The 12,289-nt window shown below is 56.0% G+C and carries 13 protein-coding genes; all 13 read left to right on the top strand.

What is annotated here, in order from left to right:
* The first annotated feature begins 81 nt into the window (after positions 1-81).
* The 13 genes from C4J88_RS10005 to C4J88_RS09945 all read left to right on the top strand — a co-directional run bounded on the left by C4J88_RS10005 (position 82) and on the right by C4J88_RS09945 (position 12,250).
* Positions 82-291 (top strand): hypothetical protein, encoded by a 210-nt coding sequence (locus C4J88_RS10005; protein WP_124403725.1) that lies wholly within the window; start codon positions 82-84, stop codon positions 289-291.
* Between the two features lie 14 nt (positions 292-305).
* Positions 306-1,892, top strand: a complete 1,587-nt coding sequence (locus tag C4J88_RS10000) for a ParB family protein (RefSeq protein WP_124406844.1) — start codon at positions 306-308, stop codon at positions 1,890-1,892.
* Positions 1,889-2,437 (top strand): DUF2857 domain-containing protein, encoded by a 549-nt coding sequence (locus C4J88_RS09995; RefSeq protein ID WP_124403724.1) that lies wholly within the window; start codon positions 1,889-1,891, stop codon positions 2,435-2,437. The genes C4J88_RS10000 and C4J88_RS09995 overlap by 4 nt, the downstream gene beginning before the upstream one ends.
* Positions 2,434-3,621: an STY4528 family pathogenicity island replication protein gene (locus C4J88_RS09990; RefSeq protein WP_124403723.1), complete on the top strand. Its 1,188-nt coding sequence runs from the start codon at positions 2,434-2,436 to the stop codon at positions 3,619-3,621. Before C4J88_RS09995 ends, C4J88_RS09990 begins: the two co-directional genes overlap by 4 nt.
* A gap of 218 nt (positions 3,622-3,839) precedes the next feature.
* Entirely contained in the window at positions 3,840-4,595 is a 756-nt protein-coding gene (locus tag C4J88_RS09985; protein ID WP_124406843.1) for a PFL_4669 family integrating conjugative element protein, read from the top strand.
* Positions 4,592-5,110 carry a DUF3158 family protein gene (locus C4J88_RS09980; RefSeq protein WP_124406842.1) on the top strand — a complete coding sequence of 173 codons (519 nt, stop codon included), beginning with the start codon at positions 4,592-4,594 and terminating at the stop codon, positions 5,108-5,110. The genes C4J88_RS09985 and C4J88_RS09980 overlap by 4 nt, the downstream gene beginning before the upstream one ends.
* On the top strand, positions 5,107-5,562 hold the full coding sequence (locus C4J88_RS09975; protein WP_124362207.1) for a single-stranded DNA-binding protein: 456 nt from the start codon (positions 5,107-5,109) through the stop codon (positions 5,560-5,562). Before C4J88_RS09980 ends, C4J88_RS09975 begins: the two co-directional genes overlap by 4 nt.
* A 227-nt stretch (positions 5,563-5,789) precedes the next feature.
* Positions 5,790-7,757, top strand: a complete 1,968-nt coding sequence (locus C4J88_RS09970) for a DNA topoisomerase III (protein ID WP_124403721.1) — start codon at positions 5,790-5,792, stop codon at positions 7,755-7,757.
* Between the two features lie 233 nt (positions 7,758-7,990).
* Positions 7,991-8,905, top strand: a complete 915-nt coding sequence (locus tag C4J88_RS09965; RefSeq protein WP_124406841.1) for an SGNH/GDSL hydrolase family protein — start codon at positions 7,991-7,993, stop codon at positions 8,903-8,905.
* 1,051 nt (positions 8,906-9,956) lie between these two features.
* A complete protein-coding gene (locus tag C4J88_RS09960) occupies positions 9,957-10,538 on the top strand; it encodes an STY4534 family ICE replication protein (protein ID WP_124403719.1) in 582 nt (193 codons plus the stop codon).
* A 70-nt stretch (positions 10,539-10,608) separates the two neighbouring features.
* The gene (locus tag C4J88_RS09955; protein ID WP_124403718.1) at positions 10,609-10,866 is read left to right on the top strand and encodes a hypothetical protein; all 258 of its coding nucleotides are present in this window, start codon (positions 10,609-10,611) and stop codon (positions 10,864-10,866) included.
* A gap of 99 nt (positions 10,867-10,965) precedes the next feature.
* Positions 10,966-11,460 carry a DNA repair protein RadC gene (gene radC / locus C4J88_RS09950; RefSeq protein WP_124403717.1) on the top strand — a complete coding sequence of 165 codons (495 nt, stop codon included), beginning with the start codon at positions 10,966-10,968 and terminating at the stop codon, positions 11,458-11,460.
* Positions 11,461-11,512: 52 nt separating this feature from the next.
* Positions 11,513-12,250, top strand: a complete 738-nt coding sequence (locus tag C4J88_RS09945; RefSeq protein WP_124406840.1) for an ABC transporter substrate-binding protein — start codon at positions 11,513-11,515, stop codon at positions 12,248-12,250.
* Positions 12,251-12,289: the final 39 nt, after the last annotated feature.

The raw sequence follows: 12,289 nt of genomic DNA, 5'->3' as shown, positions 1-12,289 counted from the left end.
AAATTGCCCAATCAGCATTTCACCCAATTACTTTTGTTTGATCGACCTTGAAGCCAACAGGGCTTGGTAAGGAGTTTTCTAATGTTGGATCAGTTTCCTATCGTTGTTCAGCCTTCCATTCGACCCAGCGACGCGGCTTGCGAGGAGTACTGCACCGTGGTTTTTCATTTGCAAGGGGGGCGCTCGGCCATGGTGTGGTTCCTCGCAGAACTCTCCCAACATTTCGAAGGTTCAGGGACTGCCGAAATCGTGAAATTCGAGGTCGGTGACCATTTGCGTAGCCGGCGTTAATCGAGGCGGTTCCGATGAAGAAGCTCAGTCAGGAGGAAATCACCGACAAGCTGCGCCAGGACCACTTCACTCAAGGTCCTGGACTGGAGCGACTGTCCGATCCAGTCATCGACACTCCCATGTTGGTCACTCTGGAACAGTTACGTCCCTACGAACACAACCCACGCTTCATACGTAACCCGCTTTATGACGATATCAAGGCATCGATCCGTGAACGCGGGCTGGATCAACCGCCACCGATTACCCGCCGGCCGGGTGAAACCTCTTTCATCATCCGCAACGGCGGTAATACGCGCTTGGCAATTCTCGGCGAGCTGTGGCAGGAAACTCGCGACGAGCGTTTCTTTCGGATCCACTGCCTGTTCCGACCTTGGAGCAATGAAATCACCGCCCTACTCGGTCATTTGGCTGAAAGCGATCTGCACGGTCAACTCACGTTCATCGAACGGGCTCTGGCGGTAGCCAAACTCAAAACCATGCTTGAGTCGGATGGCCCAGAGCTCTCACAACGGGAGCTGGCTCGACGCCTTGCCGCTGGAGGCTATCCGATTTCGCAGTCGCATATCAGCCGCATGCTGGACACCCTCGAACACTTATTACCCGCCATTCCACAAACTCTGTATGCCGGATTGGGTAAGCCTCAGATAGAGCGTCTGATCGGTCTACGTAGTCAGGCTGAACGAACCTGGAACCGTTATCCAACTGCCACAGTTGCGTTTGCAGAGTTCTGGCTGGAAACCATGGGCTACTTCGATGGTGATCCTGACTCGTTTGATCTTGAGCAGATCCAGGACGAACTGCTCGAACGCATGAGCAGCTTGCTCGGACAGTCCTACCGTATGCTGGCCCTGGAGCTGAGCGATACCCAACGGGGCGCCCGCACGCCTGGGGCTATCGTCACCACGCCTTCAGAAAGCAGTCATCCGCCAAGCGAGCATGAAGCCGCGGCAGAACCGCCCTCCTCCGATGCGGAATCAAAATCAATCGAGGCCGAGAGCAGGATAGAGCCAATTTCAGAAGAACTGCTCGCAGAACCCGAAACAAATGCTTTACCAGCGGCCAGTCCTCGATCACGCGTTCAACAGATTCGTGAGCAAATCGATCGCGAGATAGCCACCGAAACGACGTCCCCAGTCGAAACCTGCCCAATCGACGACCTTTGGATCATCAAACCACTGATGGATACCCCCGAGCAACTGCGTTTAGCCATTGCCGGACTGGCTCGTGAAATGGCGGCCTATGCCGGAGATGCCGAGTGCATCATTGATCAAAAGCTTGGCTTGGGCTTCGCGTTGGACATTGAGCGACTCGATCTTTCAGCGCCTCGCTCGACCGGCGTTCACCTAATGCTCCTGGCCCTGCTACGTGCTCAAGACGAGGTGAACTGGGAAGATCGCAAGCAAATACCTTCCGCACTGTTCGGGCAACTGTTGTTAGGGGTCTATCAACTCCCTCTACCAGATCGACCAGTCACAGACGTGGGGCTGGAGCGACTGCCTGACAATCTGCTAATCAAACTGTTTCGCCTGATCCGCTTGGCCCGGAGACTAATCGACTTAACGCTCACCTCTGAAGAAAACTTACCGAAGGAGCTGAGATGAACCTGTCCTTCAATATGCTCAATCAAGCCATGCTAACCCAGGTACTGCACGAACTACGCCTGGGCAACCTGCAACGCTGCAAGGCACTTGGACTCAGTGAGGATGACATCTTCGTGCTGCAATCCTTACCACCGACCACGTTATCGCGCCTGGCCCATGCCACAGTCCCTTGGCTTGAGGTCAAGATTGACTCGCCAGTGCTGCATCGTTTGATTGAACAAGCTGAACGCGACGAACAGAACGAACGGTTGATCAACCGAGCGCTCAAACTCGGCGCCAGCAGCACCATTATGTACCAGTGTTTTGGCTTGGCGCATTCGGAAACAGCCATGCGCCGGCGTCTACTCAAGATAGAAACCCGTAAAGGCCGCCCCCAACATTTAAGCGAAGCGCAGGAGCATGCGTTGTGGCAACGTTGGCGACAAATACGAACAGAGGACGGCACCGAGGATAAACTCGACGCCATGATGATGCTTGCCGAAGAACAGCAGATCAGCTTGACCATCGTTTGGCAGCAAATCGACCAGTACAGCAACAAAACATGAATGCTGGTCCTGCCAGTCGCTGGCAACGTGTCCTGCAGCAATGCACACAGCAGCTGCATGAGCGCTGGCCAGCACGCCCTACCACTGAACAGCCCTCCAACCAGGCTCTACAGGCTGGCTTTCTGTTTAGCGGCCAATCACACGAGGTCGTGCCACGTCGGCTGCTATTGGACAATCGGCTGACGCCATTGGAGCGAAATGCCTGGCAGGTATTTCGACTCATGCTGCAAGGCCAGGGCGTGGTCACGCCGCGCTATGAGGATTTGCAGCCTTACCTCTCGAGCGTGCCCTACGGTGCGTCAGCCTCGCGTGAAACCATTGCTCGCGTGTTGACGATGCTCAGGCTCACTCGTTGGCTCAGCTTGGTTAGCCGCGGTCGCGATCAAATCAGCGGGCGGCTACAAGGTTCTTTGTATGTTCTGCACGATGAGCCGTTAACCCCCGCCGAAGCCATGGAGCTGGATCAGGATTATCTAGAACTGGTCGGACATGCCCTCGGTCATGCGACGAAGGCGGTGCGGATTGTCGCTCAACACATTGTGGAGGAGGTCCGACAGGACACGAATATCGATCAGGGTCGGTTACCGACGCGGCTCGACAGCTGGGGCGAACAGTGGACGCAGCAAGGCTTGGATCAGCCACCCGGTGATGCACTCCACGATTCCGAACAGAGGGAAGATCACCGCGTTCGGAATCGTGCAGGCTCTCGTTCGGATTCCGAATCAGGCTTGAACCCTAACGTTTCCAGCACCGTTCGGAATCCGAACGCTGCCTGTACTGTATTAAAAGAAAGTAAATGTACAGTACCGCGCGCGACCTCTACTGTGGATAACCTGCGCTGGCCCACTGCGCTACACCTGAGTCCCAGCGAACGTCAGGCCGTCGCGGCGGCGCTGATCAAGCTTAACCCAGCGGATCAGCAGGCTGTGCTCAACGAGGCGGGGGCACGCTGTAAGGCCGGCGGTATCCGCAAGCCAGCGGCCTATCTGATGGGCCTGATCCAGCGTGCGCTGAAAGGCGACTTTCGTCCTTGGGCAAGTCAGGTCGAACCGTCACCCGTCGCAGAGCCGCCCCCATCCGCTCCCTCGCGGCCGACTCGGAAAAAGGGCGAACCCGCATCAGCCCTCGCCCAAGCGTGTCTGAATGAGCTGCGCCAACTGCGTGGACGCGGTGGAACTCAGTAGAGTTGATGCCAGTGGCATCAAATCCATAGAGCTCCAGTCTACGAAATGTCGTACCGGGCCATGGAGCTTTTAGAGGAACACCGGGACGTACTCAACTAAACGTAGACGTTATGTATTTCTCTTTCTCATCAAACCGAACAGACCGCGTTCAGCTTTTTGGCTGCCCTTGCCCCTCATCTGTCGCAACTTCCCGTCCAAGCCTATGCGAGGACAACACCATGGCCGATCACTATCAACTCAATCTGGGTTCATTGCGCAGCAGCATCACCCTGACCCTGCATACCCACCATGCAGCCCGTATCTGGCAAGGTCGAGCCGCACGCGAAGGCGTCCACTCGATCATGGGTATGGCCGGTTACATCAGTGTCACCAACCTGATCAAACAAACGGCCGCCCAGGACGATCCCTATGCTGATTGGGCCATCGTGCAGCTCGAAGAAAAATTGATGCAGGCGAAGGCCGGGATGGGAGAACTGACCCAACAGCTGGACCGAATCAGACAGGACCTGCCAACACAGATCGACATGGGGGACAACCTCAACATCCACCCTGTGACTTTGCCGTTGTATATCGGCAGCCAACTGGGTTTTCTGGCGGTTTACCTGCTAACCGACTACGACACGCTGGTACGCCATACCCTACTCGCCCATCACACCGCCTTGATCGGTCGAAGAGACATGGAAGCCTGGATCGACGACGGCGCCCATCTGCTACGCAGCCTGTTCGGTCAGGCGCAACGTTATCGACATGCCGGCGTCACACGCGATGATATGGCCGCAAATAATGCCCGCGCCCTGGCGGCCGTGGAGAAGTATGGATTGCCCCCGATGGACATCCTTGAGGGTCATCGCCGTTCTCAGTTTGCGCCGCCGATCATTCGCCGTGGTGCTGTAGCAGTGGATGACGCTGACGCTTTGGCAGAGGTAGTGGACGGTCCGTCTGCGAGCGTAGATGAGTCGGAGGCTGATGTATGAATCCCATGATCCCGATTCAGCCAATGCCCTTCGAAGCGTTGACACAGAATGCCTACCGGCAGCTCGAACACGCTGCCTCCCTAAAAGGCCTTTTAAAACCTTTTAAGGGTAAGGGGGAGTTGGAGCACCTGGCGCAGGTGGCGAGGGAAATCGAGGCGCAGTTATGTCGCCTGATGGAGGCTGTGGTGCAGCAAGCCGGGCAGCCGCCGTATTCACTACTAGATATACGATTGGTACTGCAGAAGACCGGTGCTGGCACCACATTTTTGCGTTGGCGCACCCGTGATTTTGCTCGCATGGGTGTGGCGGTTTGGGAACGTCAGATCTCCAACAAAGCATTGCCGCAGATCGTACGAGATGAATTGCACCGTTTCGAATGCGCGCGTATCGCACTAAACCTTCAGATGAGTGTGGTGCATTCGCTCTACCGCCAGGCTACGACCTGCGCGATCAACATGGCCAGTGCCGAACAGTTGCTGCGCCAGTTCACACCCGCAGTGGAGGCAACACGATGAGTACTTTTTTCGTCGGCGAAGGCAATATCGGCAGTGCGCCAGAGTTCCAGGAGTTCGCCTCAGGCAATGACGAGCCACGGCGCTTGCTAAGGCTGAATGTGTACTTCGACAACCCCATCCCACGCGAGGGCAGCTATGAAGATCGGGGCGGCTATTGGGCGCCGGTTGAGCTCTGGCACCGTGAGGCTGAACACTGGAGCACGCTGTACCAGAAAGGCATGCGCGTGTTGGTCGAAGGTCGTACGGTGCGCGATGAGTGGGAGGACAGCGAAGACAATGCGCGGGTGACCTTCAAGATCGAGGCCCGTCGAGTCGGCATCCTGCCTCACCGGGTACAAAGCGTGGTCATGCGGGAACGCTCCAGTGAACCGACGGCCGCTCAAAATGCTGAGCAGGCCAGCTCGCCGACGTCGAAACCCAAGAAACACAGAGGGCAATCACCTAAGGCCTGACGACTTCAGGCATAAAAATTGCGCCTTTGCGCGAAGTTCCAGGCCTGCCATTGCTCGCGGCTCATGAAGCCCCCCACCCAGCTACGAACGCTCCAATAAGGTAGCAGCTTCAGCTCATTCAAGGCCGCCCTCACCGACTAATATGAGGAACCTGCCATTCAGGTTTCTCATATCTCGCCCCTGCTACTTCGAACAACGCTGCTCCGAACTCAATCCGGAGTAGATATATGCGCCTCTTCCTCTGCGAGAAACCTTCCCAGGGTCGTGACATCGCCAAGGTTATCGGAGCCACTCGGCGCGGTGATGGTTGCCTGATCGGCCCCGAGACAACTGTCACATGGTGTATCGGCCACCTACTGGAGACGGCCCCGCCTGAAGCCTACGGCACTCAGTACAAGAATTGGTCGTTGGATCATCTACCGATCATTCCGGCGCAGTGGCAAGTGGAGGTCAAACCCAAGACTGCCGCGCAGTTCAAAATCATAAAACGCCTGCTCAGCGAAGCTACCACCATTGTCATCGCAACCGACGCCGACCGCGAAGGTGAGATGATTGCACGCGAGTTGCTGGAGCTCTGCCAATATCGAGGCCCTGTTCAGCGCCTCTGGCTGTCCGCACTCAATGAGGCGTCGATTCGCAAAGCGCTGACCTCGCTGAAGTCGGGTCAGGAGACCTTCCCGCTCTATCACTCGGCCCTCGCCCGCAGCCGTGCCGACTGGCTGATCGGCATGAACCTCAGTCGTTTGTTTACCCTTCTTGGTCGGCGGGCGGGTTACGACGGTGTCTTGTCGGTTGGACGTGTCCAGACACCCACGTTACGTTTGGTGGTTGATCGTGATCGTGCGATTGCCAGCTTCGTTTCAATTTCTTACTGGGAAGTGGATGTGCACCTTTCCTCAAAAGGGCAACCATTCATCGCGTCGTGGCTACCACACCACTCCGCGCGAGATGATGCTGGTCGTTGCCTGCAACAGGCGCTTGCCCGTGAGACCGTCGAAGCAATTTCGGGTACCAAGACCGCGACAGTACTCTCTCTTCGAACTGAGCATTTCCGGGAAGCGCCGCCCCTGCCCTTCGACCTGAGTACTCTGCAAGAAGCCTGCTCACGCAAACTGGGACTCGGCGCTCAGGAAACCCTGAACATCGCTCAATCCCTGTATGAAACCCATAAAGCCACTAGCTATCCGCGCAGCGATTGTCGCTATCTGCCAGAGAGTATGTTCAACGAGGTATGCACAGTATTCGATGCCCTGCGCCAAACCGATCCCGCACTAAAGTCTGCGCTCGGAAACCTAGACCAATCCTTGCACTCACGAGCGTGGAACGATGCCAAGGTCACGGCTCACCACGCCATAATCCCTACCACCGAACCGGCAAATCTTGCGCGAATGTCGGAACACGAGCGCCACGTTTACGAACTTATCCGTGGCCACTACCTTGCGCAGTTTCTTCCGCATCATGAGTTTGATCGAACCCAAGTCGAACTGGAATGTGGCGAAGAACAGCTGACCGCTGTCGGCAAACAGATACTGGTTCAGGGATGGAAAGGCATACTCTCCGACTCTCCCAAGGATAATGAGCCGACGCATAAATCCCAAGTTTTACCCGGCTTGCAGCAGGGGACTCAGTGCGCCGTGGACGATGTCGAACTCAAGTCCATGCGCACTGCCGCTCCCAACCCTCTCACCGAGGGCGATCTGATCAAAGCGATGAAAAACGTGGCCAAACTGGTCAGCGACCCACGCCTGAAACAGAAACTTCGGGACACCACCGGTATCGGTACTGAAGCTACACGCGCCGGGATTATCAAAGGGTTGATTGATCGCGGATATTTGCTCAAGAAAAAACGCACCTTAATGGCCTCCGCCGCGGCCCATACCTTAATAGAGGCGGTACCCGTTGCAGTTACGGATCCAGGTATGACCGCGATCTGGGAGCAGGCTCTGGATGAAATCGAGGCGGGACGTCTAAGCCTCGATGCGTTCGTCGCCAAGCAGGCGAGTTGGATTGCACAGTTGATCGCAAATTGCAGCTCCCTTACGTTAGCGTTGCCTGTTGAAGCCGGTCCAACCTGCCCCATATGCAACGCCTCCATGTGTAAGCGAAAAGGGAAAACAGGGCCGTTCTGGTCATGCTCAGACTATCCGGACTGCAAGGGCACAATGCCAACCAGCAAAAGCACGCGTCGTACATAACGCACTTTACTGATCACGCGAATTGCCGGTCGAAACCCATATCTGCTCCAGTTCATTAAACGCTTTCAGGTGAGCAGAATCTTCTTTGAGCCGATAGACAGCCTTGTCGCTACCCGCCAACACCAGTCGCGAACAGGACAGTCTTTGCGCACATGGCTAAACATACGTCGCAACCGTGGCAAGGAAAGAATGTCGCCGCCGGTAGTCTGAGGCGATAACCAGGGAGACTTTCAATGACTCGACGCGCTCGCTTAGCCGCTCTATTGACACTAACTGCATCAACCGCCTTTGGCGCCCCTAGCTACGATCATCTCTATGCTTTCGGTGACAGCTACTCTGACAATGGTGCGGGTCAAACCTTCACTAGCCAATTGGCCACGCAGAAGGTCAAAGATGCGCAGGAGTTACCCGGTGCGTTGTATTGGAAGGGGCGCTGGAGCAATGGCCCTACCGCCGTCGAGGACTTGGCTCTCGCCTTGAAAACCCCCTTGACTGACTACGGGATTGGCGGTGCCAAGAGCGGCAACGGCAACTACTATGCCTGGATGGAGCAATATCGCGACACTGGGATTTTCGGTCAAATCTCCGATCATCTGAAAGCCGCTAAAACACACAAAGCGGATCCAAATTCGCTCTATTTCATTTTCATCTCAGCCAACGACTTTTTTGAATGGGCCGACTTCTCGCACCCAGAGTCGATTGACGTGTTAAGCCAGAACAGTGTGGCGAAGATACAGAGGGCCGCCGAGACGCTGATTGCAGCAGGCGCCAAGCACATGATGGTCGTGGGAACTACAGATTTGAGTCATGTGCCGGCTGTGGTGCAGGGCAATCAAGTCAAGAGCGCAACAGAATACCAACAGATACTCGAACAAAAACTGCCAAACGTGCTAACAACACTGGCTAAAACCCATCATGTCAGTATTAGTTACTTTGACCACCTGGCCTTCAGCGACAAGCTTCGCGCGGCGCCCGATGTTGCGGGTTTTAAGGATCTGGATACCCCGTGCCAAGCCACCTATCCGGCCGTCAAGCCCGTGTGTAAAAATCCAGATGCCCACTACTACTGGGATGAATGGCACCCGACCCGCAAAGTCCACACTCTGGCCGCCGAGGCGATGCTTGAAACGTTAAAAGCTAGTCGCTGAGGTTTCTATCAGGTTGTAGCCAGCGATCTGGCTCAGGGGTGCGCGCGCAAATCATGGCCAAGGCAGGGATGGACAGTCAGTCTGGGGCTATCTGCCCCTCGCGCTTCTGATCTGGACGCTATCGGGTAAACTCCGCGGAAACCCTTGCGCTTAGCGTTGAGATCTAGAAGGTGTGTTCGTCGGACGATTACGCCTTGACGTCAGCCTTCCCGGTCTGCTGTAGTGCCTTCGGATGATCGCTAACAGCAACCCAAGACCGATACGCTCCGGGTAGCTCGGTCGGACTCCCGGAGTTCGGAGCCTCCTCTTCTGCGGGATCTCGTTCCCGTTTTGTGCTCGACCTGATTGTGGTGGCGGATGACCACTGTTGCCTCTACCCGGCAATAGCGGTCATCCGCTTCGGCGATCGTATTCAGTCCCGGAGCCCACCGGGGAAACAAGGGGCACCCTTTGTGCGCGGATGCGTGCCAGCATGTTCCGACCCAGGCCACGACAAGGGTCGGTTGGCGAATCATTGCGCAGTTCAACCAAGTTTTGCGAGGAGCTTGTCGACTGCGTAAGACCGTCAAAGGTGGTTTTTCTCTTCCTCGCCTGGCACACCGCCAGGCCCACTCTTCTTTTTTTTCATTTTCTTAACTCCAGTGGCTACCACCGTATTCCGGCCTTAAAAAATCGGGTTGTAGCGTCTTGACGCTCCCCGGTGACAGGCTTATACAAAGGGCGTGGTTCGCTGTCGTTGACAGCCCAGGTAGCCAAAACCTTCAAGGCTACGCCACGTTCGTGGTGGTTTACCCAAGTGCGATCAGCGTTCGGAAGCTCGCGCGGTTGCCGCTTAAGCGGTAATGAATGCCGACTACTCCATGCCTGCGGGTTACCACTGCAGACTCTCCTCTGCTGCACAGCTACTCACCCAGAAGCTTCATTCTGATGGTCATCGGCTTGCCGGTGGCGAGTCGTTCATCGCTCGCCTTCATCTTACCCACCCTGACGGGGCTCACTTCCCTGCCAGGGGCTGTGCGTCGCCGTTTTCCCTTGAAACTGGAGAACCACCATGGCCTACGCCAACCAATCCCAAGAAGCGACCTCTTACTTCAACCTGCACACCGTCGGTATCGGCTACCTCAACCGTGTTCGTGAAGTACAGGTCCGCCGCGGTCAGCCATTCATGGCCTGCGATATCGCAGCCTTGCATGGTGCCTCCGATGCAGTGGAGTACACCCGCTTTGATTGCAAAGTCGCTGGTGGCGAAGCTGACCGCTTGATTCGTCTCTATATGGACGCCGTCAAGGCCGAGAAAAAGGTCTTGCTGTCGTTCCGTATTGGTGACCTGTGGATCGACCCATTTCTCTATGAGAAAGGCGCGAAACAAGGCCAACCGGGCGCCAGTCTGAAAGGTCGTTTGCTGCTCATCGACTGGATCAAGGTCAATGGCAAGTTCGAATACAAAGCGCCCGCCAGGCAGGAAGCAACAGCACCTGCTGAGCCAGCGCCGATCAATGAACCCTCTCCAACGTCGGCTGATGCCAAAGCTGAGGATACCGACACCCCTACAGAGCCCAGGATTGAACCTGAATCTCCAACCACTCCCCGCACGGCCCGCCGTGTCGCCACACGTGCTGTTCAGTCCGCCTGAACAATCCACGCTTTTTACATCAAGGCGCTCGATCGAGCGCCTTTTCTTCAAACAGCACAGGAGAACCAATATGGAATGCTTCTGGCTTTGCGACGACTGCCTGTTCGGTGCGGCTTACGAGGACTACAGCACGTTATCGCTGTATCACTCGCCAGATGAGATCGAACAACGCATCGCCGCGATACATCGTGGGCTGGTTCGCTTAATGCCCATCAGTGCCGACTTCGATCCCGAAACCGGCTGGGGCATAAGAGCCTTTTCTCCGTTGCCTTGCGACAGTTGTGGTTCACCTATGCACGGTCAACGCCACCGATACAATCGGCTGTAAACCTGCATCACCTGCAAACGCCTGCAACTCCATACCCACCCTGGGGATACCACTCCCCTCGGGCGTGTACCCCTGATTATTCCCTTCGGAGGTAGCGCCATGAGCCCCCAACTCACACTGATTGAGACCTCGGATTTCGAGGCTGATCGCATTGTCCAAGAAAACCAGCTGATCGACGAAGCGCTGCATATTCTGGATCGTCGGTTTTTCGCCCGCGGGCCTATCCTGACGTCGCCTGACACCGTGGCGGCTTACCTAAAACTGCGTCTTGCGCAACAAGACCATGAAGTCTTTGGTGTGATTTTTTTTGACGCCCAGCACCGGGTGCTGGCGTTCGAAATCCTCTTTCACGGCAGCATTGATGGCGCCAGCGTTTACCCCCGCCAAGTCGTTAAGCGTTCCCTCGCGCATAACGCTGCAGCCGTCATTTTTGTTCACAACCATCCCTCAGGGTGCACAGAGCCCAGCCAGGCGGACCGTGTTTTGACCGCACGGTTGAAAGAGGCCTTGGCATTGATCGACGTGTGCGTACTGGATCACTTCATCGTGGGTGAAGGTCGCCCGCTCTCCCTTGCCGAATACGGCTGGATTTAACCCTCACAGGCGCCTACGGGCGCCTTGTTCATTTCAATTCTGGAGAACCCTCATGAACCAAACCCTAGCCCTGCTCCCGGCTTCAAACCCATTTGCTCGCGGTTATGACAACCTTCATATCGAACGGCTGCTACTGATCACCTACGAAAACAACTACCCTCCCTGCTTTCGCCCCCTGCACTACTCACAGGTCCATTTGCCCGACGATGAACTACAGATGTTCCTCTGCATCTTCAATGAAGATTTCGCCTTGATCAGCGAAGGTCAATTCATTCCGGATGAGTTGGAAGAACGCTGTCAGTCCACCGGACTGGTGCGCCAAGTGATCTACGCCGTAATGGGAGAAATGCTCAACGAGCGGCATCATGTCGGCGATCTGTACTCCCTGGAAGATGCCGAAGCTGTGATCCGTCGCTTGAGCTTCGAGACAGGACACTACAGTCGAATCTGGGAGATCAGTACCACACACCTCACTGAAGAAGCATTGCGTTACGTGGAGCGCCGGGCTGGCAATTTCGACTCCAGACCATCCGGTCTGCTGTTCGAACCCTTTGCCCTGAAGGACTGCAATGGCGTCGGGTGTAAGCTGATCGGCACGCCCTGGACCGACGATAACCTGGTCAAAATCGAGGGCTGTTCTTACTCATCGCTGAGGCAACAGCAACTCGATGCCGGTACACCGGCAGCCTTGGTCAACGTACTGTATCTGGCGGCATTGGCGGATGTGCGCTTGTTGATTTTCGACCCCGACGCTGCCGTCTTGGACACGCTCGCCATTTTTGATGAATAGCAACGCATTTAGCGTTAACACGACCCGCCATAAATCGAC

The organism is Pseudomonas sp. R4-39-08 (genome assembly GCF_003852275.1).
In the GTDB taxonomy this organism is placed as follows: Bacteria; Pseudomonadota; Gammaproteobacteria; order Pseudomonadales; family Pseudomonadaceae; genus Aquipseudomonas.
The sequence above is the reverse complement of the archived record's forward strand: the minus strand, read 5'-3'. Positions and strand labels throughout refer to the sequence as shown.

Bases quoted from the DNA above. Each gene is read 5' to 3' on its own strand.
- radC (WP_124403717.1), top strand. From the start codon at position 10,966: ATGAGCCCCCAACTCACACTGATTGAGACCTCGGATTTCGAGGCTGAT.
- C4J88_RS09995 (WP_124403724.1), top strand. From the start codon at position 1,889: ATGAACCTGTCCTTCAATATGCTCAATCAAGCCATGCTAACCCAGGTA.
- C4J88_RS09985 (WP_124406843.1), top strand. From the start codon at position 3,840: ATGGCCGATCACTATCAACTCAATCTGGGTTCATTGCGCAGCAGCATC.
- C4J88_RS09955 (WP_124403718.1), top strand. From the start codon at position 10,609: ATGGAATGCTTCTGGCTTTGCGACGACTGCCTGTTCGGTGCGGCTTAC.
- C4J88_RS09975 (WP_124362207.1), top strand. From the start codon at position 5,107: ATGAGTACTTTTTTCGTCGGCGAAGGCAATATCGGCAGTGCGCCAGAG.
- C4J88_RS09980 (WP_124406842.1), top strand. From the start codon at position 4,592: ATGAATCCCATGATCCCGATTCAGCCAATGCCCTTCGAAGCGTTGACA.
- C4J88_RS09945 (WP_124406840.1), top strand. From the start codon at position 11,513: ATGAACCAAACCCTAGCCCTGCTCCCGGCTTCAAACCCATTTGCTCGC.
- C4J88_RS09960 (WP_124403719.1), top strand. From the start codon at position 9,957: ATGGCCTACGCCAACCAATCCCAAGAAGCGACCTCTTACTTCAACCTG.
- C4J88_RS09970 (WP_124403721.1), top strand. From the start codon at position 5,790: ATGCGCCTCTTCCTCTGCGAGAAACCTTCCCAGGGTCGTGACATCGCC.
- C4J88_RS10000 (WP_124406844.1), top strand. From the start codon at position 306: ATGAAGAAGCTCAGTCAGGAGGAAATCACCGACAAGCTGCGCCAGGAC.
- C4J88_RS09965 (WP_124406841.1), top strand. From the start codon at position 7,991: ATGACTCGACGCGCTCGCTTAGCCGCTCTATTGACACTAACTGCATCA.
- C4J88_RS09990 (WP_124403723.1), top strand. From the start codon at position 2,434: ATGAATGCTGGTCCTGCCAGTCGCTGGCAACGTGTCCTGCAGCAATGC.
- C4J88_RS10005 (WP_124403725.1), top strand. From the start codon at position 82: ATGTTGGATCAGTTTCCTATCGTTGTTCAGCCTTCCATTCGACCCAGC.